This window comes from Limnohabitans sp. TEGF002, assembly GCF_055395845.1.
Window position 1 is genome coordinate 234,206 of the sequence record NZ_AP029224.1, and the last position, 23,640, is coordinate 257,845.

The 23,640-nt window shown below is 60.6% G+C and carries 21 protein-coding genes; 10 read left to right on the plus strand and 11 right to left on the minus strand.

Features of this window, described 5'->3' with window-relative positions; translation table 11 throughout:
• Positions 1-124 precede the first annotated feature (124 nt).
• Positions 125-844: a 7-cyano-7-deazaguanine synthase QueC gene (gene queC, locus ACZ5SR_RS01230; protein WP_464449778.1), complete on the minus strand. Its 720-nt coding sequence runs from the start codon at positions 842-844 to the stop codon at positions 125-127.
• A 61-nt stretch (positions 845-905) separates the two neighbouring features.
• Here queC and recQ point away from each other — a divergent pair, with 61 nt between their 5' ends.
• Positions 906-2,786 carry a DNA helicase RecQ gene (gene recQ / locus ACZ5SR_RS01235; protein ID WP_464449779.1) on the plus strand — a complete coding sequence of 627 codons (1,881 nt, stop codon included), beginning with the start codon at positions 906-908 and terminating at the stop codon, positions 2,784-2,786.
• A 123-nt stretch (positions 2,787-2,909) separates the two neighbouring features.
• Here the strand turns inward: recQ and hppD are convergent, their stop codons facing one another.
• The 3 genes from hppD to ACZ5SR_RS01250 all read right to left on the minus strand — a co-directional run bounded on the left by hppD (position 2,910) and on the right by ACZ5SR_RS01250 (position 5,733).
• Positions 2,910-3,992, minus strand: coding sequence for a 4-hydroxyphenylpyruvate dioxygenase (hppD, locus tag ACZ5SR_RS01240; RefSeq protein WP_464449780.1), 1,083 nt, complete (start codon positions 3,990-3,992; stop codon positions 2,910-2,912).
• Positions 3,993-4,260: 268 nt separating this feature from the next.
• Positions 4,261-5,460 carry a CaiB/BaiF CoA transferase family protein gene (locus ACZ5SR_RS01245; protein ID WP_464449781.1) on the minus strand — a complete coding sequence of 400 codons (1,200 nt, stop codon included), beginning with the start codon at positions 5,458-5,460 and terminating at the stop codon, positions 4,261-4,263.
• A gap of 9 nt (positions 5,461-5,469) precedes the next feature.
• Positions 5,470-5,733, minus strand: a complete 264-nt coding sequence (locus ACZ5SR_RS01250; RefSeq protein WP_464449782.1) for a DUF3297 family protein — start codon at positions 5,731-5,733, stop codon at positions 5,470-5,472.
• 133 nt (positions 5,734-5,866) lie between these two features.
• Between ACZ5SR_RS01250 and ACZ5SR_RS01255 the strand changes: the two genes are divergently transcribed.
• Positions 5,867-7,120 carry an Hsp70 family protein gene (locus ACZ5SR_RS01255; RefSeq protein ID WP_464449783.1) on the plus strand — a complete coding sequence of 418 codons (1,254 nt, stop codon included), beginning with the start codon at positions 5,867-5,869 and terminating at the stop codon, positions 7,118-7,120.
• Positions 7,121-7,237: 117 nt separating this feature from the next.
• Here ACZ5SR_RS01255 and ACZ5SR_RS01260 read toward each other — a convergent pair whose 3' ends face one another.
• Positions 7,238-9,475 (minus strand): NADP-dependent isocitrate dehydrogenase, encoded by a 2,238-nt coding sequence (locus ACZ5SR_RS01260; RefSeq protein ID WP_464449784.1) that lies wholly within the window; start codon positions 9,473-9,475, stop codon positions 7,238-7,240.
• Between the two features lie 288 nt (positions 9,476-9,763).
• Here ACZ5SR_RS01260 and ACZ5SR_RS01265 point away from each other — a divergent pair, with 288 nt between their 5' ends.
• Positions 9,764-10,477, plus strand: coding sequence for a YebC/PmpR family DNA-binding transcriptional regulator (locus tag ACZ5SR_RS01265; RefSeq protein ID WP_464449785.1), 714 nt, complete (start codon positions 9,764-9,766; stop codon positions 10,475-10,477).
• Between the two features lie 145 nt (positions 10,478-10,622).
• Positions 10,623-11,600, plus strand: coding sequence for a Bug family tripartite tricarboxylate transporter substrate binding protein (locus ACZ5SR_RS01270; protein WP_464449786.1), 978 nt, complete (start codon positions 10,623-10,625; stop codon positions 11,598-11,600).
• Positions 11,601-11,829: 229 nt separating this feature from the next.
• On the opposite strand, the gene ACZ5SR_RS01275 is transcribed toward ACZ5SR_RS01270, so the two are convergent.
• Positions 11,830-12,903 carry a 3-deoxy-7-phosphoheptulonate synthase gene (locus ACZ5SR_RS01275; RefSeq protein ID WP_464449787.1) on the minus strand — a complete coding sequence of 358 codons (1,074 nt, stop codon included), beginning with the start codon at positions 12,901-12,903 and terminating at the stop codon, positions 11,830-11,832.
• Positions 12,904-12,949: 46 nt separating this feature from the next.
• Here ACZ5SR_RS01275 and ACZ5SR_RS01280 point away from each other — a divergent pair, with 46 nt between their 5' ends.
• Positions 12,950-13,417 carry a DUF3237 domain-containing protein gene (locus ACZ5SR_RS01280; protein ID WP_464449788.1) on the plus strand — a complete coding sequence of 156 codons (468 nt, stop codon included), beginning with the start codon at positions 12,950-12,952 and terminating at the stop codon, positions 13,415-13,417.
• A gap of 40 nt (positions 13,418-13,457) precedes the next feature.
• Here the strand turns inward: ACZ5SR_RS01280 and ACZ5SR_RS01285 are convergent, their stop codons facing one another.
• On the minus strand, positions 13,458-14,696 hold the full coding sequence (locus tag ACZ5SR_RS01285; protein WP_464449789.1) for an NAD(P)/FAD-dependent oxidoreductase: 1,239 nt from the start codon (positions 14,694-14,696) through the stop codon (positions 13,458-13,460).
• A 77-nt stretch (positions 14,697-14,773) separates the two neighbouring features.
• On the opposite strand from ACZ5SR_RS01285, the gene ACZ5SR_RS01290 reads away from it, so the two are divergent.
• Complete coding sequence (locus ACZ5SR_RS01290) at positions 14,774-15,184, plus strand: PaaI family thioesterase (RefSeq protein WP_464449790.1); 411 nt, start codon at positions 14,774-14,776, stop codon at positions 15,182-15,184.
• Positions 15,185-15,252: 68 nt separating this feature from the next.
• Complete coding sequence (locus tag ACZ5SR_RS01295; RefSeq protein ID WP_464449791.1) at positions 15,253-15,387, plus strand: hypothetical protein; 135 nt, start codon at positions 15,253-15,255, stop codon at positions 15,385-15,387.
• A gap of 71 nt (positions 15,388-15,458) precedes the next feature.
• Here the strand turns inward: ACZ5SR_RS01295 and ACZ5SR_RS01300 are convergent, their stop codons facing one another.
• The 3 genes from ACZ5SR_RS01300 to modA are packed head-to-tail and all read right to left on the minus strand — an operon-like array spanning position 15,459 to position 18,177.
• Positions 15,459-16,628, minus strand: coding sequence for an ABC transporter ATP-binding protein (locus ACZ5SR_RS01300; protein ID WP_464449792.1), 1,170 nt, complete (start codon positions 16,626-16,628; stop codon positions 15,459-15,461).
• Positions 16,628-17,305: a molybdate ABC transporter permease subunit gene (gene modB, locus ACZ5SR_RS01305; RefSeq protein WP_396429663.1), complete on the minus strand. Its 678-nt coding sequence runs from the start codon at positions 17,303-17,305 to the stop codon at positions 16,628-16,630. The genes ACZ5SR_RS01300 and modB overlap by 1 nt, the downstream gene beginning before the upstream one ends.
• A gap of 47 nt (positions 17,306-17,352) precedes the next feature.
• On the minus strand, positions 17,353-18,177 hold the full coding sequence (gene modA / locus ACZ5SR_RS01310; RefSeq protein WP_464449793.1) for a molybdate ABC transporter substrate-binding protein: 825 nt from the start codon (positions 18,175-18,177) through the stop codon (positions 17,353-17,355).
• 197 nt (positions 18,178-18,374) lie between these two features.
• Between modA and ACZ5SR_RS01315 the strand changes: the two genes are divergently transcribed.
• Positions 18,375-20,243, plus strand: a complete 1,869-nt coding sequence (locus tag ACZ5SR_RS01315; RefSeq protein WP_464449794.1) for a phosphoenolpyruvate carboxykinase (GTP) — start codon at positions 18,375-18,377, stop codon at positions 20,241-20,243.
• Between the two features lie 88 nt (positions 20,244-20,331).
• Here ACZ5SR_RS01315 and ACZ5SR_RS01320 read toward each other — a convergent pair whose 3' ends face one another.
• On the minus strand, positions 20,332-22,251 hold the full coding sequence (locus ACZ5SR_RS01320; RefSeq protein WP_464449795.1) for a caspase family protein: 1,920 nt from the start codon (positions 22,249-22,251) through the stop codon (positions 20,332-20,334).
• A 127-nt stretch (positions 22,252-22,378) separates the two neighbouring features.
• Here ACZ5SR_RS01320 and ACZ5SR_RS01325 point away from each other — a divergent pair, with 127 nt between their 5' ends.
• Both ACZ5SR_RS01325 and ACZ5SR_RS01330 read left to right on the plus strand, forming a co-directional pair.
• The gene (locus ACZ5SR_RS01325; RefSeq protein WP_464451133.1) at positions 22,379-22,813 is read left to right on the plus strand and encodes a hypothetical protein; all 435 of its coding nucleotides are present in this window, start codon (positions 22,379-22,381) and stop codon (positions 22,811-22,813) included.
• Positions 22,810-23,640 carry a hypothetical protein gene (locus tag ACZ5SR_RS01330; protein WP_464449797.1) on the plus strand — a complete coding sequence of 277 codons (831 nt, stop codon included), beginning with the start codon at positions 22,810-22,812 and terminating at the stop codon, positions 23,638-23,640. The genes ACZ5SR_RS01325 and ACZ5SR_RS01330 overlap by 4 nt, the downstream gene beginning before the upstream one ends.

The following is a 23,640-nucleotide window of genomic DNA, read 5'->3' on the forward strand; positions in this document are numbered from 1 at the left end:
TAGAAAACAGGAGCAGCGAGCATCAGCAACCCCATTTTCTGTAGGTCGGAGCTTCAGCTCCGACGCGGTTTAACGCAGTGCAGACAGTTGTCGGGGCTGAAGCCGCCGACCTACAGGGACACGCTCACGCTGTTTGGTAACGCGCAAAGCCCGCTGCCCGCAACTGGCATGCCGGGCACTGGCCGCAGCCATAACCCCAGTCGTGGCGCTGGGTGCGGTCGCCCAGATAGCAGGTGTGGGTGTGCTCCACGATCAAGTCCACCAAAGCCTGGCCCCCCCCAGCGGCATCGGCCTTGTGGCCCAAGTCGTGCGCGAGTTGCCAGGTCTGGGCTTTATCGATCCACATCAGAGGCGTCTCGATCAACAGTTTGCGGTCCATGCCCAGTGACAAGGCGACCTGCATGGCTTTCATGGTGTCGTCGCGGCAGTCGGGATAGCCAGAAAAATCGGTCTCGCACACGCCCGTGACGATGACTTGCAAGCCCCGGCGATAAGCCAATGCCGCAGCCAGCGTGAGGAACAACAGGTTGCGCCCCGGCACAAAGGTGTTGGGCAGGCCGGAGCTTTCCATCTCGATGGCGGTGTCGCGGGTCAAAGACGTCTCGCTGATCTGGCCCAGGATGCCGGCGTCGAGCAGGTGGTCTTCGCCCATTTTGGGGGCCCATTGCGGAAAGCGGGCCTTGATCGCGGCCAACACGTTCAGACGGGCATCCAGCTCGACTTTGTGGCGCTGGCCATAGTCAAACGCCAGGGTTTCGACGCGCTCGTAACGCGACAAAGCATGGGCCAGGCAGGTGGTGGAGTCTTGGCCACCAGAAAACAAGACGAGAGCGGAGGTGTGCATGGGGTGGGATGGTAATCGGTAGCGCACAATATCGGCTGTTTTGCCATCACCCACGCCGCTTTTGTCCCCCCACCTCCCCATCCTGCGCGAAGTTTTTGGCTACGACGCCTTTCGCGGCCCACAGCAAGCCATCATTGACCATGTGGCGGCCGGGGGCGATGCACTGGTGCTGATGCCCACGGGCGGGGGCAAGTCGCTGTGTTACCAAATTCCAGCCATTGCACGCCAGCGCGCAGGCCAGGGCATCACGGTGGTCGTCTCGCCGCTGATCGCGCTGATGCACGACCAGGTGGGCGCACTGCACGAAGCAGGCGTAAGCGCTGCGTTTCTCAATTCGACCCTGACGAGCGAAGAAGCCAGCGACATTGAACGCCGCCTTCTTCGCGGCGAAATCATCCTGCTGTACGCAGCGCCCGAGCGCGTGACCAACGGCCGCTTTTTGGCGCAGATGGACTCGCTGCAAGAGCGCGGACTGCTGAGCCTGTTTGCCATCGACGAAGCGCATTGCGTGAGCCAGTGGGGCCACGACTTCAGGCCTGAATACCGGGGCCTGACGGTGTTGCATGAGCGCTACCCCGGCGTGCCGCGTGTGGCGCTCACCGCCACGGCCGATACGCTGACCCGTGCCGACATCGTCGAACGGCTACAGCTGGAAAGCGCCGAACTGTTCATCAGCAGCTTTGACCGCCCCAACATCCGTTACACCATCGTAGAGAAAAAAGAGGCCAGCACACAGCTGCTGCGCTTCATTGAGCGCGATCACCCCGAAGCAGCGGGCGTGGTGTATTGCCAGTCGCGCAAACGGGTGGAAGAGGTTGCAGCCATGCTGTGCGAGGCGGGTGTTCATGCGCTGCCGTATCACGCGGGGCTGCCCGCCGACATGCGCCAGCGCCACCAAAACGAGTTTTTGCGCGAAGAAGGCGTGGTGATGGTGGCCACCATCGCGTTCGGCATGGGCATCGACAAACCCGATGTGCGCTTTGTGGCGCACCTGGACATGCCTAAAAACATCGAAGGCTATTACCAAGAGACGGGCCGTGCCGGGCGCGATGGGTTGGCCTCAGACGCGTGGATGGCCTATGGCCTGCAAGACGTGGTGAACCAGCGCCGCATGATCGACGAAAGCCCAGCGGGCGAAGAGTTCAAACAAGTCATGCGCGGCAAGCTTGATGCGCTACTGGCCTTGGCCGAAGCCACCGACTGCCGCCGCGTGCGCCTGCTGAGCTACTTTGACGAAACCTACAAAGGCCAAACCGAGAGCAGCCAGGGCGTGTACATGCCCTACTGCGGCAACTGCGACAACTGCCTGAACCCGCCTGAAGTGTGGGACGGCACCGATGCGGCGCGCAAACTGCTGTCCACCGTGTACCGCTGCCACCAGGCCAGCGGCCACAGCTTTGGCGCAGCGCACACCATGGACATTGTGCGCGGTAAGAAGACCGAGAAAGTGGCGCAACGCGGCCACGAGAGCATCAGCACCTTTGGTGTGGGGGCCGAGTACAGCGAGCAGCAACTGCGCGCCGTGATGCGCCAGCTGATCGCCATTGGCGCGCTGCATGTGCACACCGAAGAAGGCTTCAGCACCCTGCACCTGACCGACGGATCGCGCGCCGTCCTGAAAGGCGATGTGCCGGTGCAACTGCGCGAAAGCACCAGCCAACGCAGCGACAAAAAAACACGGTCACGCAGCGCCCCATCCCCCGCCGCCGCCAACCTGGGGCAAGACGCGATGGTGCGCTACATCAACCTCAAGGCCTGGCGCGCCGAAGTGGCCAAAGAACACAACCTGCCCGCGTACGTGATCTTCCACGACGCCACACTGGCCGCCATTGCCGAGAGCGCCCCGCAAAGTCTGGGCGACCTGCAAGGCATCAGCGGGCTGGGCGTGAAAAAGCTCGAGGCCTATGGCGAGCAGGTGCTGAAAGTCTGCAACGGCAGCTGACCAGTTCCCCTGTGGGAGCGAGCCCCTGCTCGCGAAGGCTTGTTGGGTCCATGCAGGCATTGCTGCCGGACAACCATTTGGCCGCAGAGGCGGCCTCCCACAAATTCACAACAGAACTACCGATCAGGAGGCGTCAACCTGAATCGCCCCGCGCCGAATCTGGTCACGCTCCAGGCTTTCAAACAGCGCCTTGAAGTTGCCTTCGCCAAAGCCTTCGTCGGCTTTGCGCTGGATGAATTCAAAGAACACCGGGCCCAGCAGGGTTTGGCTGAAGATTTGCAGCAGCAAACGCTTCTCGCCATTGGCGGTGGAGCCGTCCATCAGGATGCCGCGCGCCTGCAGCTCGGCCACGGGCTCGCCGTGGCCCGGCAGGCGTTCTTCGAGCATCTCGTAATAGATGTCGTTGGGCGCGGTCATGAGCGGGATGCCCGCCATCTGCAGCGCGTCCACGCTTTTCAAGAGGTCGTCGGTCAGCAGCGCAATGTGCTGAATGCCTTCGCCGTTGAACTGCATCAAGAATTCTTCGATCTGCCCGCCGGTCTTGCCCGACTCTTCGTTCAGCGGGATGCGGATCATGCCGTCCGGCGCCATCATGGCCTGGCTGGTCAAGCCCGTGTATTCGCCCTTGATGTCAAAGTAACGAATCTCTTTGAAGTTGAACAGCTTTTCGTAAAAGCCGCTCCAGTACGCCATGCGCCCTTTGTAGACGTTGTGCGTCATGTGGTCGATGAGCTTGAGGCCGTGGCCCGGCGGGTGGCGGTCCACGCCGTCGATGAATTCAAAGTCGATGTCGTAGATGCTTTTGCCGTCTTCAAATCGGTCGATCAAATACAAGGGCGCGCCGCCAATGCCTTTGATGGCGGGCAGGCGCAGCTCCATGGGGCCAGTGGGCACATCCACCGGTTGTGCGCCCAACTCAAGGGCTCGCGCATACGCCAAGTGCGAGTCTTTGACGCGAAACGCCAGCGCACAGGCGCAAGGGCCGTGCTCGGCGGCAAAGTACCCGGCCAGGCTTTTGGGCTCCCGGTTGACGATGAAGTTGATGTCACCCTGGCGGTAGAGCACCACGTCTTTGGATCGGTGTTTGGCCACCAGCGAGAAGCCCATCTGCTCGAACAGCGGCTCCAGGGTGTTGGGGGTGGGGGATGCGAACTCGACGAACTCGAAGCCGCACAGGCCCATGGGGTTGTCAAACAAATCGGCCATGAAAATCTCCAGTGAATAGCCGGACCGCGCTGCAGGGTGAGCGCGGCCCGAATTGAAATCGGTCAAACGAAACAGGGGAGTTGTTTAAAAACCCTGCGGCGGTGCGCAGGGCTTGCCCCGCGTGCTGCGCGCGAGGTGGATACCGAAAATCAATACCTGGATAGACATGGGGTCAATGGTCGTCTCTGACACTCAGTGTGTCAAGCGCTAAAACCCTGCCCGCTTGTGCCTGCTATGGCTGGGGCCATGAAACCTTGACCGACAGCCATCAAGCGACCGCTTGGATACTGCGCAAGCGAGCAATCTCTGCCGCGCTCAGGCCCAAGCTTTGCAGCAGCTCATCGGTGTTCTCGCCTTGTGTGGGCGGCTGGCGGCGAACGCCCAGGCGTTGCCCGTCCATCGTAAAAGGAAACAGCGCGGCGCGGGCGGTTTGACCCGCCTTGGGGCCATCGGTCAAACGCACATCGGCCAAACCGCCTGTGGCGTTCAGGTGCGGGTCGTCAAACAACTCTTCAGGCTTGACGATGGGCGCAAAGGGCAGGCCCGCTTTTTCAAAAATGACCGTCAGCTCGGCGGCTGTGAAGGCCTCCAGGCGGCTGCGCAACTCGGGCATCATCACATCGCGCTGCGAGACGCGGGCGTTGTTGTCGCTGTAACGCGGGTCGGCCTTGAGATCGGCAAAACCCAGCACATCACAGAAAACAGCCCACTGTGCGTCGCTCACGGCCGCCAGGAAAATTTGCTCGCCGTTTTTCACGGTGAACACGTCGTACACCCCCCAGGCCGAGATGCGGTTGGGCATGGGCTCGGCCGCTTTGCCGGTGATGGCGTACTGCAGCATGTGCTGGCCCACCAAAAAGACGTTGTTCTCGAACAGGGCCGACTGGATCTCTTGCCCGCGTCCGGTGATGCCGCGCTGGATGAGTGCGCCCAACACGCCAATCGCGCCGAACATGCCGCCCATGATGTCGTTCACGCTGGTGCCTGCGCGCAACGGGTCGCCAGGGCGGCCCGTCATGTAGGCCAAGCCGCCCATCATCTGCACCACCTCATCGAGCGCGGTGCGGTGGTCATACGGCCCAGGCAAAAAGCCCTTGAGGCTGGCGTAAATGATTTTGGGATTGGTGGCCGACAAGCTGGCGTAGTCCAGGCCGTACTTGGCCATGGAGCCGGGCTTGAAGTTCTCGGCCACGACGTCGGCCGTGGCACACAGCCGGCGCGCAACCTCAGCACCCTCGGGGCTTTGCAGGTTGAGTTGGATGCTTTTCTTGTTGCGGTTGAACATCGGGAAAAAGCCCGCACCCGAACCCAACAAATGCCGCGTACGGTCACCCTCGATGGGCTCGACCTTGATGACCTCGGCGCCCATGTCGGCCAGCACCATGCCGCAGGTGGGGCCCATGACCATGTGCGTGAACTCGACGACGCGCAAGCCTTCGAGCGGGAGTTTCTTGTCAGACGTCGTCATGGGAACTGCTCAACGGTAAAACGCTTCGACCTTGCCTTTGAGCTTGATCAGCAAGGGCTGGCCTTTGCGGTCCAACGTCTTGCCAGCAGGCACGCGCACCCAGCCTTCGCTGATGCAGTATTCCTCAACGTCGTTGCGGTCTTTGCCGTTGAATCGGATGCCGATGTCGTGCTCAAAAACGGCGCGAACATGGTGCGGGCTACGGGCGTCGATGGCGAGGCGGTCGGGCAGTGCTGGGCGGGAGGATGTGTCGGGGAATGGGGCTTCGGTCATGGGATGTTTGTGGACAAAAATGAAACAACGCCGATTCTCCCCGATTTGACAGGGCTGACGGTGGCAGAATCCCGGGTCCTTCGACGGTCAGCGCTTTGGCCTGCCACCTCCGGCTCAGCAAATCCCCTCACACATGACTTCTTCCCCCGCCGGCACACTCGGCATTGATTTCGGCACCTCCAACTCCGCCATGGCCTGGCTCGGCCCTCAGGGCAGCGCTCTCCTGATCCCGCTGGAGGGCGAGGCGCTGGCCATGCCCACGGCCGTGTTCTACAACGCCGAAGACCACAGCACCCACTTCGGGCGCGACGCCCTCAAGCACTATCTGGAAGGCACAGAAGGCCGCCTGATGCGTTCGCTCAAAAGTCTGCTGGGCAGCCCATTGCTGCTTGAAACGACGCAAATTGGCCATCAGCAAATCAGCTTCCAAGACATCATTGGCACCTTTTTGGCCCGCCTGCGCGAACGCGCCACGCAAAACCTAGGCACAGCGCCGCGCCGCGTGGTAATGGGCCGCCCGGTGCATTTTGTGGATGACGACCCCGCGCGGGATGCGCAAGCCGAAGCCTCGCTGCGCCAGGCGGTCGAAGCGGTGGGTTTTGACGAGGTGTCGTTCCAGCTGGAACCGATTGCCGCTGCGCTGGATTACGAACAGCGCTTGACGAAGGAGAGCACCGTCTTGGTGGTGGACTTGGGGGGTGGCACATCGGACTTCACCGTGGTGCGATTGGGACCTGACCGCATGCACAAGGCCAACCGCCAGCAAGATGTGTTGGCCACCACCGGCGTTCACATTGGGGGCACCGACTACGACCGCCAGCTGAACCTGGCGCAGGTCATGCCGCTGCTGGGCTTCAAACACATCGGCCCCGAACAGCGCGAAGTGCCCAGTCGCGTGTTTTTTGACCTGGCCACCTGGCACCTGATCCATTGGCAATACCAGCCCAAAGCCATCGCCCACGCCAAAACACTGCGTACCAACTACAGCGATCTGCGCTTGCATGAGCGCTTGATGCAGGTGCTGAGCGAGCGCCATGGCCACCACATCGCGCACGAGGTCGAGCAGGCCAAAATCCACTGCTCGGTGACCGGTGCCGACACGCGCATTGAGTTGTCAGTGATTGAGCGCGACTTAAACGCCCAACTGGGCGCGGTTGACATGCAAGCCCACTTGCATGACTTGCTGGCCCGCACCGTGGCCTGTGCGCGCGAATGTGTGCAGCGCGCGGGCCTGACCGATGCGTCGCTGGACGCGATTTACCTCACCGGCGGTTCATCGGCCTTAAGAACATTCCAACAGGCCTTGCAGGCCGAGTTCACGGGTGTTCCGCTGGTAGAAGGTGATTTGTTTGGCGGCGTGGCACTGGGTTTGGCCTACAGCCGCTGAGGGCGTTGAGCCAATAAAAAAGCCACTCAGGCAAAACCTGGGTGGCTTTCTGTAGAGCGTTGTGTCCTTGCTCTGGCCAGCAGCTCAGCGATATAAAACCGCTGAGCCCGCTTGGCCTTAAGCCTTCACCGCAGCCAGTGCCGCATTGAAGGTCGTGCTGGGGCGCATGATGGCGGCCAGCTTGGTTTGGTCAGGCATGTAGTAGCCGCCAATGTCCACCGGCTTGCCTTGCACCGCGTTGAGCTCGTCCACAATTTTCTTTTCGCTGTCGGTCAATTGCTTGGCCAAAGGCGCGAACTGGGCAGCCAGTGCGGCGTCCTCGGTTTGTGCTGCCAACTCTTGGGCCCAGTACATGGCCAGATAGAACTGACTGCCACGGTTGTCCAACTGACCTGTCTTGGGCGACGGGTTCTTGTTGTTATCGAGCAGTTTGCCGGTCGCGGCATCCAGGGTCTTGGCCAACACACCGGCTTTCTTGTTGCCAGTCTTGAGGCCCAGGTCTTCGAAAGAAACGGCCAAAGCCAAAAACTCGCCCAAGGAATCCCAGCGCAGGTGGTTTTCTTCCACCAGTTGCTGCACGTGCTTGGGGGCCGAGCCGCCCGCACCGGTCTCATACATGCCGCCACCTGCCATCAAGGGCACGATGGAGAGCATCTTGGCCGAGGTGCCCAACTCCATGATCGGGAACAGATCCGTCAGGTAGTCGCGCAAGATGTTGCCAGTGGCGCTGATGGTGTCAAAGCCACGGACCACGCGCTCCAAGGTGTAACGCATGGCACGCACTTGGCTCATGATCTGGATTTCCAGACCCGCCGTGTTGTGCTCGTGCAGGTACATCTTCACTTTGGTGATCAACTGGGCTTCGTGTGGGCGGTACTGGTCGAGCCAGAAGACCACGGGCATGCCGGAATTGCGGGCACGGTTCACGGCCAGCTTGACCCAGTCACGGATCGCTGCGTCCTTGACCTGACACATGCGCCAGATGTCGCCTTCTTCCACATCTTGGGACAGGAGCACCTCGCCGGTGTTGAGGTCGGTGATGTTGGCCACGCCGTCTTCGGTAATTTCAAAGGTCTTGTCGTGTGAGCCGTATTCTTCGGCTTGTTGGGCCATCAAGCCGACGTTGGGCACGGTGCCCATGGTCTTGGGGTCGAACGCACCGTGCCATTTGCAGAAGTTGATCATCTCCATGTAAATGCGGGCAAAAGTCGACTCGGGCATCACGGCCTTGACGTCTTTCAAACGTCCATCGGCGCCCCACATCTTGCCGCCGTTGCGGATCATGGCGGGCATGGAGGCGTCCACGATCACGTCGTTGGGCGAATGGAAGTTGGTGATGCCTTTGGCCGAGTCGACCATGGCCAACTCGGGGCGGCCTTCGTGGCAGGCGTGCAGGTCGCGCTTGATCTCGTCTTGCTTGGACTGAGGCAGTGTGGCGATCTTGTTGTACAGATCGGCCATGCCGTTGTTCACGTTGACACCCAACTCCTTGAACAAAGCTCCGTGTTTGGCAAACGCTTCTTTGTAGAAGATTTTGACGCAGTGGCCGAACACGATGGGGTGCGAGACCTTCATCATGGTGGCCTTGACGTGCAGCGAGAACATCACGCCGGTGTTGTGCGCGTCTTCAATTTCTTTTTCATAGAACTCGAGCAGCGCTTTTTTGCTCATGAACATGCTGTCAATGACTTCACGGTCGAGCAAAGCCACTTTGGGCTTGAGGATGATGGTTTTGCCGCTCTTGGTGATCAACTCCATCTTCACTTCGCGAGGGCGGTCCAAGGTCATGGACTTTTCACCGTGGTAGAAGTCGCCAGCGTGCATGTGCGAAACATGCGAGCGCGAAGCCTGGCTCCAGTCGGCCATGCTGTGCGGGTTCTTGCGTGCGAATTCTTTCACGGCGCGGGGTGCGCGGCGGTCCGAGTTGCCTTCGCGCAGAACAGGGTTAACGGCCGAGCCCGTGCACTTGTTGTAGCGGGCCTTCAAGGCCTTTTCTTCGTCGGTCTTGGGGTTTTCTGGGTAGTCAGGCAAGGCGTAGCCTTTGCCTTGAAGCTCTTTGATCGCAGCGGTCAATTGGCCCACGGAGGCGCTGATGTTGGGCAGCTTGATGATGTTGGCTTCAGGCTTGAGGGTCAGCTTGCCCAGCTCGGCCAAGTTGTTGGTCACGCGCTGCTCAGGTGGCAGCAAATCCGAAAACTCACCCAAAATCCGGGCCGCCACAGAGATATCGCTCTCTGCCACTTCGATGCCAGCAGGCGCGGCAAAGGTGCGGATGATCGGCAAGAACGAAGCGGTTGCCAGCAAAGGGGCTTCGTCCGTGAGGGTGTAAATGATCTTGGATTTGTCTGCAGCCATGGGTACTCTCGTTGTCAGGATGTAGGTATAACGTCGTTCGGCGGTGTGTCGAACCGTGCCAAAAACCACCCTTTTAAGGCGGTTTAGCCCGAGACTTTATCTCAAAAGACCCGCCGATTTTCTTACTGGACCCCGCCCGCACCTGTTGGCGTCTGTGCACCCTGCCAAGCCCAACACCCGGGCGATTAAACTGATACCCCTCGACAGATGCGCCAAGCCCTTGGATTTGGTGCCCGATTGACCCGGTGGGTGCCTTGAATGCACCCGCCCAAACCTAGGAAAACCGCCATGGGCGCGCAATGGAAAGCAAAAGGCAAGGCACAGGCAGCAGACGCACGAGGCAAGCTGTTTGGCCGCCTGGCCAAAGACATCATGATCGCGGCCCGCAACGGTGCCGACCCCGCGGCCAATTCGCGCCTGCGTCTGGTGGTGGAGCAAGCCCGCAAAGTGTCCATGCCCAAAGAAACGCTGGAGCGCGCCATCAAAAAAGGCGCGGGCTTGCTGGGCGATGCCGTGAGCTTTGACCGCGTGATTTACGAAGGTTTTGCGCCGCACCAAGTGCCGGTGATGATCGAGGTGCTGACCGACAACGTGAATCGCACGGCGTCTGAAATGCGCGTGCTGTTCCGCAAGGGCCAGCAAGGCACGTCGGGCTCGGTGTCGTGGGACTTTGACCATGTGGGCATGATCGAAGCCGAACCTGCCCAAGCTGGGGCGGATGCCGAACTGGCCGCCATCGAAGCCGGTGCACAAGACTTTGAGCCCGCCGACGAAGACGGCGTGACGGTGTTCATCACCGAAGCGACCGACCTGGACCTGGTCAGCCGTGCCCTGCCCGAACACGGCTTCACCGTGGTGTCGGCCAAGCTGGGCTACAAACCCAAAAACCCGGTCGACCCGGCCAACCTGAGCGTCGAACAACTCGAAGAAGTCGAAGCCTTTTTGGGCGCCATCGACAACAACGACGACGTGCAAAACGTGTTTGTGGGTCTGGCGGGCTGAGCTTCCGCCAAGGCAAGGGACGGGCTTGCAGTCATGTGATGCCGTTACCTAGGGGACTCTCCCGGGTTGCGGCTCAGGGTTTAAACCGCTTACTCTTCGGGAATGTCTGCCTTTGGACAGACGCTGACCTTGTGAGGAGTTTTGCATGTTTTCAACACTGAGTTTTCGCCGCCTGGGCTTGTCCGCAACGGCCTTGTTGGCTGTGGCTGCCAGCAGCGCCGCCCTGGCACAAGCCTGGCCACAGCGCCCGATCAAGGTTGTGATTCCCTTCCCACCCGGTGGCCCCAGTGACCTGGTCATGCGCACAGCGGCCGAAAAGATTCTGGCCAACCTCAAGCAACCCATCGTGATCGAGAACCAGCCCGGCGCGGGTGGCAACATCGGCGCAGCCAGCGTGGCGCGGGCCACACCCGATGGCTACACCTTTTTGTTTGCCACCGACACGCTGCTTACCGTCAACCCGCATGTGTACAAAACCATGCCCTTCAAGCTCGACGACTTGAAGCCCATCAGCGTGTTGTCGTCGTTCAGCCAAACCCTGGTGTGCAACCCCTCACTGGGCGTGAAAACGGTGTCCGAGCTGATCGCCAAATCCAAAACCACTTCTTTGAGCTATGCCTCGGGTGGCGCGGGTGTGCCGGGGCATTTGTCGACCGAGTTGCTGCTGAGCATGACCGGCATGCAGATGACGCACATTCCCTACAAAGGCCCAGCCCCCGCCATGCAAGACGTGCTGGCCAACCAGGTGCCGTGTGGCCTGTTGGCCGGGCCTACGGTGCTGCCGCATGTGCGTTCGGGCAAGTTGACAGCGCTGGCGGTGTCGGGCCAGGCGCGCTCGCCCTCTTTGCCCGAAGTGCCCACCATCGACGAAGCTGGGGTGAAAGGCTACGAGGCCGATTTCAGCCTGATCTTGATCGCCCCCAAACAAGTGCCCGATGACATCGTAGCCAAATTCCGCCAAGCGGTGGTCGACGCGCTGCGCACACCAGAGGCCACCGAGCGGCTCAAGGCATCCGACCAGATCGTGATCGGTAGCACGCCCGAGCAGGCCGCCGTCAAAGTGGCCAAAGACTTTGCCAAGTGGGGCGCCGTGTCGCGCAAGATTGGTCTGAGTCTGGACTGACACCAGAGCAGCCCCAAATGACAAGCCCGACCAGCGAACTGGTCGGGCCGATGGGTCGTCACGAGAGGATCGCCCCAAGGTTTGCCCAAAAGAAGCTTCATCGTTCTGATGGGCGGGGTGCATGTATGCACCCCAGAGGATGCTTCGATCGGTTTCCCGATGTCAGCGATGCCACTTTAAGCCCGCCGGGCGATGGTGGTCAAGGCACTGTTACATGTTTTGCAAAGGCTCAGCGGCGGCTTCGGCGCTGCCGCACTGATTGCGCCAACGCATCCAGCACAGGCACTGTCTGATCAAAGCTGATGCACGCGTCGGTGATGGACACGCCGTAGGCGAGGGGCTGGCCTTCCTTCAGGTCTTGGCGGCCCTCGCTCAGGTGGCTTTCGATCATCAGACCCATGATGCGGCGGTCACCGCCCGCCACTTGCGCGGCCACATCGTGCGCCACCTCGATTTGTTTGGCGTGCTGCTTGCTGCTGTTGGCGTGCGACACGTCCACCATGACTTGCGGTGCGATGCCTGAAGCTTCGAGCGCCTTGCAGGCGGCATCGACATCGGCGGCGCCATAGTTGGGCGCTTTGCCGCCGCGCAAGATGATGTGCACATCCTGGTTGCCGCGTGTCTCGAAAATCGCCGCCTGCCCCATCTTGGTCATGCCCATGAAGGCGTGCGGCGCTTTGGCCGCCACCACAGCGTCTGCGGCCACTTTCACGCCACCATCGGTGCCGTTTTTGAAGCCCACCGGGCACGACAAACCGCTGGCCAACTGGCGGTGGCTTTGGCTTTCGGTGGTGCGCGCACCGATCGCGCCCCAGGTGACCAGATCGCTGATGTACTGCGGGCTGAGCAAGTCCAAAAACTCCGTCGCCACAGGCAAGCCCAAGTCAATGATCTCCAGCAACAACTTGCGCGCCATCTCCAGCCCCTGGTTCATGGCGAAGCTACCGTCCAGGTGCGGGTCGTTGATGTAGCCCTTCCAGCCCACCGTGGTGCGGGGCTTTTCAAAATAGACACGCATCACGATGTGCAAATCCTGCGCGTGCTTGTCGGCCTCGGCCTTGAGCCGCTTGGCATATGCGATGGCCTGCTCGTGGTCATGGATCGAGCACGGACCGACCACGATCACCAAGCGATCGTCCTGGCCTTGCAACACATTTGAGATGTCTTGCCGCGAGCGCTCCACCAGCGCCAGGTGGGCGGGTGATGCAGGCAGTCGTTCTTCGAGCAATGCCGGGGTCATGAGTGGGCGCACCGACGCAATGCGGGTGTCGTCGATGCGGGTTTTGTCTTGGGTGGAAAGCATGTGTCGAGTTACTTGATAATTCAGACCAAGTTTAAAGGGAACCCCCATGACGCTGCCCCCACCCCAGCTCGAGCACGTTTGCGATTTGGCCGTGACCATTGCGGCGCCCGTTGAAGTAGGCCACACCCCCGCAGGCCTGCGGCGCATGATCCCCATCACAGGGGGTACCGTGACGGGCCCCCGGCTGAATGGCAAAGTGCTGGCGGGTGGCGCCGACTTTCAATTGATTTTGGACGGCGGTACGCAGGCACATCTGGATGCACGCTATGTGATCGAGCTTGACGACGGCAGCCGGGTGTTTGTGCAAAACACCGCCTTGCGCGTGGCTTCGCTGGAAAACTCGCAACGCATCATGAACGGACAGCCGGTTAACCCCGAAGAAATCTACTTCCGCTGCCAGCCCAAGATGGAGGCCACAACGCACGCATGGGCCTGGCTGAGCGAGAGCCAGTTCATCGGCACAGGACGACGTGCGCCAGATGGGGTGTATTTGAGTTTTTACCGGGTGCTTTGAACGGGCCTGAATGGCCTGCAACATGGCGCTTGAGGCGCATTCACATGAATCGCGCAGGGGCGTAAGGTGCAGGGTCGATCCAAGTGTGCCGACCCTCGATCATCTCGGCAAGCAATCGGCCCGCCACAGGCCCCAAAGTAAAGCCTTGGTGCGCGTGACCGAAGTTGAACCACAAACCTTGATGCCGCGGCGCAGGGCCCATCACGGGCAGCATATCGGCGGTGCAAGGGCGTGCACCCAGCCAAGGCGGCTCAGGCAAGGCCTGGCCCAAGTCCACCAACTGGCGCGCCATGGCTTCGGCCTTGACTAATTGCACGGGGGTCGGCGGGGCATCGATGGGCGCGAACTCAGCCCCGGTGGTCAGGCGCAAGCCCCGCTGCATAGGGGCCAACACATAACCACGCTCGGCATCGAGCAGCGGCTGCCGCACCTGAGCCGGCGAGTGATAGTGCTGGTGGTAACCCCGCTTGATGAACAGCGGGAAACGGTAGCCCAGGGTGCAGATCCATCCATCGGCCCAGGGGCCCAGCGCCAGCACGGCCTGCTTGGCGTCCACACGGCCTTCGGAGGTCTGCACTGACCAGCCAAGCCCTTGCGCTTGCAGACTGGCGGCATCGCCAACCAAAAGGCGTCCACCACGGGCCACCAACAAATCGGCATAGCGCTGCACCAAGGCGCCCGGATCATTGACCGCCCACGGGTCCAGCCAGCGCAGCGCGCCTGCCAGCGGCGCGCGCAAAGCAGGTTCGGCCTGCGCCAGTTGGGCGGCATTTTCAGCTTGGTAACGCACCCCAAAACGGTCGTGCAGAACCGATGCGCTCTGCACGGCCGCCTGCAACGCCTTGGGCGTATGGAACACGAATCGGAATCCTTCTTGGCGGACCAAGTCCTGCGCGCCGGCAGCGGCCATGAGCCAACCATGCTCATGGGTGGCGTGCGCAATCAGGCGACTGAAAGCCTCGGTGGCGCGAGCGTGTGACTGCGGGTGCGAGTTTTTAAAATACCGCAGCAACGATCCGGCCATTTGCCAAAGGCCACGCGCATGCCAATTGACCTCGGCGCCCCGGCCCAAGATAGCGTTGAGCAAAAAGCCCGGTTCACGGGGAAAGGCATAAGGCTCCACCGCTTCGCGCTGGATCAGGCCGGCATTGCCAAACGAAGTTTCTTGTCCGGGAGCGCGCCGGTCCACCAAAGTGACCTCGAAGCCGCGTTGCTGCAAATGCAAAGCAGTGCAGGTGCCGACCATGCCGGCGCCCAAAACGAGGATGGAAGAAGCCATGTGCGCAGTATAGAGACGCCTCAGGGACTGACAAGCGTGGGTTGGGGCGACGTCTTCGCACTGTTTAAACTGCGGCCATGAGCACCACCACTGAAACCCTGCAGCAATCGCTGTCCGATTTGTTTGCCCCTTGGGTACAGGCACTGAACCTGAAGGTCGAGCGCTTTGACGCCGACAGCGTGACCCTGCGCTTGCCGCAAAGCGAGCAGCTGTCGCGGGTGGGCGGCTTGCTGTGCGGCCAGGCCATGATGGCAGCGGCCGACACGGCCATGGTGCTGGCGCTGATCAGCCACTTTGGGCAGTTCCGGCCCTGCAGCACCGTGCAGCTGTCCAGCAGCTTCATGAAACCCCTGTCGGGCCAGGACGCGCTGGTCACGGCCCGGGTGCTGCGCGCTGGCAAGGCCATGGCCTTTGGTGAAATCGACCTGAGCGGGGCCGACGACGGCAAGAGCGTTTTCCGGGCCAGCACCACCTATGCCCTGATGTGAGCCGGGTTGTCAGCGACCCGCCAGCCCGGCTTGGCTACAATACCGCCATTCTTGTTCCGAGGCCCACCATGTCCCATCACAACGACGCACACACTTCTGACGATCCCGTTGAAAACGTGGTCAAGCACATTCCCGTGATCATTCCGGCTGCAGGTGCCGTGCTGATTTTCCTGCTGGCCTTCATCGCCGTGTTCATGGCCTGAGGATTCGCCGCACCCGGTGCGCCGCCTTGGCAGCACCCCCCCAACCCGCAACAGCCCGTGCTTTGCGGGTTTTATTTTGTGCGAACCGGCATGATGTGCAGGGCCTCTGGCGCGATCTGCAGCTGAACCCAACTGCCAGAGGCGACCTGCAAACGCTGCAGCAGGCGACTGGTCAGGTTCAAGGTGATGGTTTGACTGGGCAAGGCTTCGGGCCTGAGCGTGCACAAACTGATCTCGCCCAGCGACAAAACCTCCATCAACTCGCAACGCAAACGGGTGTGGCTTGGCGGCGTAAGGCTAGGCGCCTCGCCATCGGCCATCACATCCACCTGTTCTCCGTTCAGCACCCAAGTCACAGGGGTGCCGTCGTCGATCTTGTTCTTGTCGAACACCGCCAAGTCCAGACCGGTGCCTGATGCCGCCGCATCGGTCCAGCGCAAGCGCCCCCAGTCCGCGTGGTCTTTGTAAAAGCGCCCCTCAAAGTGGTTTTGAATGCCCACGAGTTCGGCCACCCGGGCATTGCGCGGGCTGGCAAACACGCGGGCAGGCTCGCCGGTTTGCAGGCTCTGGCCAGCGTCCACAATCACCACCCGGTCGGCGAGGCGGCGGGCTTCTGCCAGGTCGTGTGTGACCAGCACCATGGGCACCGACACCTTTTGGCGCAAAGCAGCCAACTCACGGTACAGCGTCTGGCGCGTGGGCGCATCCACCGCAGAAAACGGCTCGTCGAGCAACAACACACCGGGCAAAACTTGGGGTGTTGGCGTGGGGTCCGCTGTGGGCCTGGGCATGACGCGCACCAGCGCCCGCGCCAGCGCCACACGCTGCTGTTGACCGCCCGAGAGTTGTGATGGCCTGCGCTCACTCAACTCGGCCAAGCCCAAGCGAGCCAGCAAAGTCTGCACATCGGCGCTCGACCAACCCGGCCCAGCGGCCAACGACACATTGGCCTGCGCCGTCATGTGTGGGAACAAAGCGTAGTGTTGGAACACCAGGCCCGCCCGGCGCTGCTGCGGGCTGAGCTGCACGCCCGCTGCCGTGTCCAGCCAAGCCTGGCCCGCGACCCGAATGTGGCCTTGCACATCGGTGGGCGTCCACAGCCCGGCAATCGCACGCAGCATGCTGGTTTTGCCACTGCCCGACGGCCCGACCAAGGCCACCAACTCGCCCGCGCCGCAATCAAATTCGGCCTCCAGCCGAATCGGGCTGGCCGAGCGCAGTTGAACTTGCAAGCCGTGCATCAGCGCTCCTGCAGGGCGCGGCCGCGCTGGCCCACCCGGTCAAAGGCCAAGACCAGCGTGAGCGCCAGCAAAGACACGCCCACCAGTGCCAGCGCCATCACATGCGCCGACTGCAAATCCATGCCCTGCACTTTGTCGTACAGCGAGACCGACAGGGTGCGCGTTTCGCCTTCGATGTTGCCGCCCACCATGAGCACCACGCCGAATTCGCCCAGCGTATGCGCCACAGTGAGCGCCATGCCCGCCAGCAAACCGGGCCAAGCCAGCGGCAACTCGATGCGCCAAAACGTCTGCCAAGTGGACAGGCCCGAGACCCAAGCCGCCTCGCGCAGGCTGTGCGGCACCGCCGCAAACGCCCGCTGAATCGGTTGCACCATGAAAGGCAAGTTGACCAGCACGCTCACGAGCAACAGGCCTTCGAGGGTGAACACGAGACGAATGCCCGAAGCAGCAAGCCATGCACCCAAAGTGCTGCCCTGCCCAAAGGCCACCAAAAAGTAAAACCCGATCACGGTGGGGGGCAGCAAAAGGGGCAGCAGCAGCAAAGCTTCGACCACTGGCCGCCCGGCCCAGGCGGTCACAGCCAGCCAGCGGGCCAACGCCAAGCCCACCGGCAGCAAGGCCAAGGTGGTGAGAGCAGCCAGGGTCAGTGAAACGTGAAGGGCAGACCAATCCATGGGGTGGGGTTCGAAGGCGGAGCTGAAATATGGGGTGGTGGGCTGGATTATTGCGGCAAGGCGTAGCCGTGCCGCACAAACACCGCCTGGGCTGGCGGGCTGAGCAAAAACCGGTGCCACTCTGCTGCTGCCGCATCCGCACCCTTGAGCAGCACCATGCGCTGGTGCAGCGGGGCGTGCAAGTCAGCGGGCAAGGGCAAAACCTGCAAGCTGGGGGCGATCTCGGGGGCTTGGGCCAACGCCAATGCGGTGATGCCCGCCTGCGCCGCGCCCGTGGCCACGAACTGGGTGGCTTGCCCAATGTTGTCGCCCCATACCTTTTGATGAGCAGGCAAAGGCCCGACGCCTGCACGCTGCAAAGCCTCTACGGCCGCCACACCATACGGGGCCAGCGCCGGATTGGCGATGGCGAATTTGTCGCCGGGCTTCATCGCACGCACCACTGCCGCCAAACCTTGGGCCAGCGGCAGTGCTGAATTTTTAGGCACAACCAGCGCCAGCCGGCCCGTGGCGTAGCGTTGCCCAGCGTCCACCGTGCGTCCGGCTTTGGCCAGTTCGGCCACCCAAAGCTCGTCGGCCGAGATGAATTGCGCCACCGGCAAGCCTTGCAAGATCTGCCGCGCCAGGTTGCCCGATGCGCCTAAATTCACATCCACCTGAACGCCTGTTTGTTGCCTGTATTGGTCTGCCAAGTCAGCTAGCACAAACTTCAAATTGCTGGCGGCAGCAATTTTGACTCGCAATGGCGCTTGTGCATGGGTCTTACAAGCGGCCATCAAAGGTGCCGCCCATACCGCCATCATCCACTGACGCCGGCGTGCACTGAATGCACCGTCCGCCAGGATGCGCATAACGTCATGCATTTTTTGCATAGATTTAAACGGGTTTTCAAGCAAGCTGACAGGCACAAAACAAGCAGTCTCCCTAAAATCGAGACCCGCCAGTTACCGCGTGGTTACAGCCGTTCTTTTTTACGGCAACAACCCTCAGTATCTCAGCCCTTCAGCCGTTTTTTCAAAGTCCCTGTGCAGGGATTTTGAAAAAACGATTTTTAAACTTGGAGCTAGTCATGAACTCACCCGTGATGCAGGGCCTGAACCTGAACACCCCTGCGTATGTCAAAAACGCCAAGCTGATTGCTTGGGTCGCCGAAATGGCCGCCCTGTGCAAGCCTGCCAACATTTACTGGTGTGACGGTTCGCAAGAAGAATACGACCGCCTGTGCGCCGAACTGGTCGCAGCCGGCACCTTCAAAAAGCTCAACCCCGCCAAGCGCGCCAACTCGTTCCTGGCTTGCTCCGACCCTTCGGACGTGGCCCGCGTGGAAGACCGCACCTACATCTGCTCGGCCCAAAAAGAAGACGCCGGCCCGACCAACAACTGGATGGAGCCCGCGCAAATGCGCGCCACGCTCAACCCCTTGTTTGACGGCTGCATGGCTGGCCGCACCCTGTTCGTGGTGCCTTTCTCCATGGGCCCCTTGGGCTCACACATCAGCCACATCGGCATCGAGCTGACCGACAGCGCCTACGTGGCCGTCAACCAGAAAATCATGACCCGCATGGGCAAGGCCGTGTTCGACGTGCTGGGCACCGATGGCGAGTTTGTGCCTTGCATGCACACCGTGGGCGCACCTTTGGCTGCTGGCCAAAAAGACACCACCCCCTGGCCTTGCAACCCCAGCACCAAATACATCGTGCACTTCCCTGAGACACGCGAGATCTGGTCTTACGGTTCGGGCTACGGCGGCAACGCGCTGCTGGGCAAGAAGTGCTTTGCGCTGCGCATCGCCTCCAACATGGGCCGCGAGCAAGGCTGGCTGGCCGAGCACATGCTCATCTTGGGCGTGACCAACCCCCAAGGCAAGAAATACCACGTCGCAGCGGCTTTCCCCAGCGCCTGCGGCAAGACCAACTTCTCGATGCTGGTTCCCCCAAAAGCCTTCGAGGGCTGGAGCGTGACCACCATCGGTGACGACATCGCCTGGGTCAAGCCCCACACAGACGGCAAGATGTATGCCATCAACCCCGAAGCCGGTTACTTTGGCGTCGCCCCCGGCACCAACATGAAGACCAACCCCAACTGCATGCTGAGCCTGAACAAGGACGTGATCTTCACCAACGTGGCCCTCACGGACGATGGCGACGTCTGGTGGGAAGGCATGGAAAAAGACACCGGCAAGCTGCCCGACCATTTGATCGACTGGCAAGGCAAGGACTGGACACCCCAGATCGCCAAAGAGACCGGCGCCAAAGCCGCTCACCCCAACGCCCGCTTTACGGTGGCCGCGACCAACAACCCTGCACTCGACCCCGCATGGGACGACGCTGCGGGCGTGCCGATCGACGCGTTCATGTTCGGTGGCCGCCGCTCGACCACCGTGCCGCTCGTCACCGAAGCGCGCAGCTGGACCGAAGGCGTTTACATGGCTGCGACCATGGGCTCGGAGACGACTGCCGCCGCCTTTGGCGCACAAGGCGTGGTGCGCCGCGACCCCTTCGCCATGCTGCCTTTCTGTGGCTACAACATGAGCGACTATTTCCAGCACTGGCTCAACACCGGTGCCAAAGCTGAGGCCGCTGGCCACAAGCTGCCCGCCATGTACTGCGTGAACTGGTTCCGCAAAGGCGAAGACGGCTCGTTCGTGTGGCCCGGCTACGGCGACAACATGCGCGTGCTCAAGTGGATGATTGACCGCTTGGAGGGCAAAGCCACCGGCGAACAAACCATGTTCGGCGTCTCTCCCACTTATGCAGAAATCAACTGGAGTGGCATTGACTTCAGCGCTGAACAGTTCAAGTCGGTCACCAGCATCGACAAGGCTGCCTGGCAAGCCGAGTTCAAGCTGCACGACGAGCACTTTGCGCAACTGAGCTACCACCTGCCCCAAGCGCTGCTGGATACCAAAGCTGCGCTGCAAGCCCGCTTGGCCGCTTAATCAGGTGCTGCGCCCATCCGGCGCTGATAACTCCAACCGCCCCGGTCACAAACCGGGGCGGTTTTTTTATGCCCAAATCAAGACTGGCTCATTGCTTGAAATAGAACTCGCCAATGGCTTGGTCGTAAAGGGACGGTGTTTGTTCGTGTCCCACCGAGCGGGCCAAACGGACCACTTCGTTGCGAACGTTGCGCAGAACTCGGTCGACAGAAACACCGGGCTTGGTCATTTCTTTCACAAAAATTCGAGTGAACAAGCCATTCTTTTCTTTGTCGTTGTCCCCCAAACGGTCAAGCGCTTGTTGACCAGCGCCTGCCGAGAACATGATCATTTGTCCCGTAGCTGCCGTTGTGGGCGCAAGACCACGGCCGCCGATGGCTCGGCCTTTGCTTTTAAACGGGTTGTCACGGCAAGCATCTATCACTGCCAAAGCGAACTTGGTCTTCTTCTCTTCCAGATCGTCCAGCACCTTTTGCAACAAGATGGCATCGTCTTTGACTTGATCTTCCTGGTCGCCCTGCACGTCGATGGGCAGCAAATAGTTGGCATTGCCCAACTGCACACCATGGCCTGCGTAGAAGAACAGCACTTCGTCGCCACCCGTCAGGTTTTGTCGGAAGTCGCGAACTGCCTGCTTGAACTTTTTCTCATCCAAGTTCAAGTGCTTGAACACCTTGTAGCCCACAGCCTCTAAAGACTTGGCCATGGCGTCTGCATCGGCACCTGCGTTGTTCAGCTTGGGCACATGCGTGTAGAGGTCGTTGCCAATGACCAAGGCCTTGCGGTTGGCATAGGTCACAGGCTCACGAGATTTGGCTGGTGGCTCAGGCGTTGCGGCCGCCACCTCCTTGGCTTTTGCTGCGGCGGCGGCTGCTGCGTTTTCTTGCTGGAGCTTTGCCAGCATCTGCGTCATGGCTTCCAGCTGCTGCGCCATCTTGCGCTTTTCCTCATCCATGGCGCGGCGTTCTTGTTCCAGCTTGAGCTGGGCAGAATTGTCGGCAACAGCCACTGGCGCTGGTGCAGCAACCGGCGTAGGCTCAACTCTGGCCGCAGGCGCCGGTGTGGGCACCACAGGCGTAGCCTTTGCAGGCTCTGGCCTAGTGGTAGCGGCGACCACCACAGGGGGGTGCGTCGCAACCGTAGGGGCTGTTGAGGGAATTGCGGCAGGCATCGCGGCAGAGGCGGCCTGAGCAACCGCAATCGAACCAGTTGAGTTGATCGGGTAAGCCAGCGCCATGATAGGTTGCGGCTTTTTGTTGAAGTAGCTTTGCTGGAGGGATTCGATGTAAATAGACGTCCAACCAGACAAGATCTGGTGTTCGGGCAACATCTGTCCAGCCAGGAAGTCCGATTTGAATTTCCCAACGCCCATACCCTTGGGCGGCAAGACAAACGCATCTATTCGAACCCTTTTCCCATTGAATTGCTGAATCCCCAGCTCCAATTGAAAGATGCCGCCCCTTTTGACTCCTTCTTTGTCGACCATCCCCTGCACCACATCGCCCCACCATTTTTGGTCTTCCGGTTTGGTGGCCCAACTGAGCATTTTCCAACCTTCAAAATTACTCAATGACCACATACGAGAGCATTTGTTCAAGACCTGATTGGCTTGGATGCCATGCTCGTTGACCATGAACTGGTGAGGATTTTTAGACAAGCAGCCGGTGTTGCCCCAACGACCCGAGGTGGTGGTGTGCCGAACCACCAAAAACGGGACTTTGGCATCGAGGCTTTGGTTTTTGAGGGTGAAGGTTTCCCATTCTTCCCCTGGATAAGTCAGTCGGCCAACGTGCGTTGCCTCCCAAACCCCTTCAGGCAAAGCCACACTGGCACCCGAGCCCATAGGCAAGAAGTCCTTGTACACGGAGCCCTTGACAGGCTGGGCCACAGCAGGAAGAGCCAAACAAGCCATCAGCCCAAGGAACACCCCGAGCCAACGCAGCATGGATTTGAACGTCAAATTGAAGTGGGTGAAAACAGCTTGCTTGACGCAGCGAATGGTCGACATGTTTTTTCCTGAAATCTCTTGGCCTTCATGGCTGGGCAGACTCGGCTCACCGTGTCTGCCCAACAACCGTACCAATTGTTACACTGATGAACCGGTATACACCACTCCATTGCGGGAAACACCCAACATGCGCTCCATTTTCTCGACCTCTGTCATGGCCCTGATGCTGACGCTTTTGTCCTGGGGCGCTGTGGCTCAAACGCCATTGATCACGGAAGCTGAGTCGCAGACCCCCAATCTGCAAGTGCCCGCCACACGTGCCATCACGCGAGGCCCAGGGATCAGCTTGTTGTCGCCAACAGAAGTGGCCAGTAAATCTTTCGCATTCAAAATGAATTTTGAACCCAGAGGCGGCGCCAAAATCGACCCCTCATCCATCAAATTTGAATACTTAAAGCAACCCGTTGTCGATCTGACGGCCCGCTTCAAAACTGGTTTGAACGGCAACCATCTTGAGTTGCCCCAGGCGAGCGTGCCGGCTGGGACGCACCCGATCCGGATTTCCGTGCGCGACAGCGAAGGCCGCGAAGGCAAGACCATCATCTACTTGAACGCCAAGTGAGCCACACCACCTTCAACTGCCCTTACTGCTGGAGCGATGTCCCTGTGCAGGCATCGGTGTGCAGCCACTGCACACGGGATTTGGTGCTGTTCAAACCTCTGGCGCTCCAGCTGCAATCGCTGGCCGATGAGGTGACACAACTGAAAGCAACGGCACAACAGCAGGCACAAACGCTCTCTGAACTGCAATCACGAGACATTCAGGCGGTAGCCCTGAACTATGCCAAGACACAGGACACATCACCGGAAACACCGATTGACGCCACCGCCGACACGCCGCGTCGATCTTGGCTCAATTGGGTGGTCATGGTGGTACTGACCATCGCCGTGATGGGACTTTGTCACTGGATCTTGTTGTTTGTCTACGACGCACCGCCTTTGTTTTTGCGTCTCATAACCATCACACTGCCCGCATTGACTGGCTATGGGTGTGCGCGTCGCAGTGGTTTCGGCGGATTCATGCAATTCCTGGCCGCTTTGATGGTGGGTGGTTTGTCTGTCGGATTGATGCTCGCCATCACGGCCCATATTGATGGCGTGCCCCTTTGGCCAGAAAACGTCCGAGACTGGCGCGAAACCCTGGAATACGCAGCCGCCATCGGGCTGTCATTCTTAACGGGCTATTTGACACACCACCTGATGGCTCGGTGGGCGCGCCAACAGCGCAACAAGATCAGCTTGCGGGTTTTGCTGGCGCGCGATGCATCCGGCCAATTCAAAATCACGGAAATCTCCAACCAGGTGCAAAGTCTGATCACCGCCACGGCGCCTTTGGTCTCTGCAGGGGTGGCACTCTATTCCGGACTCAAGGCCTTCACGGGCGCATGA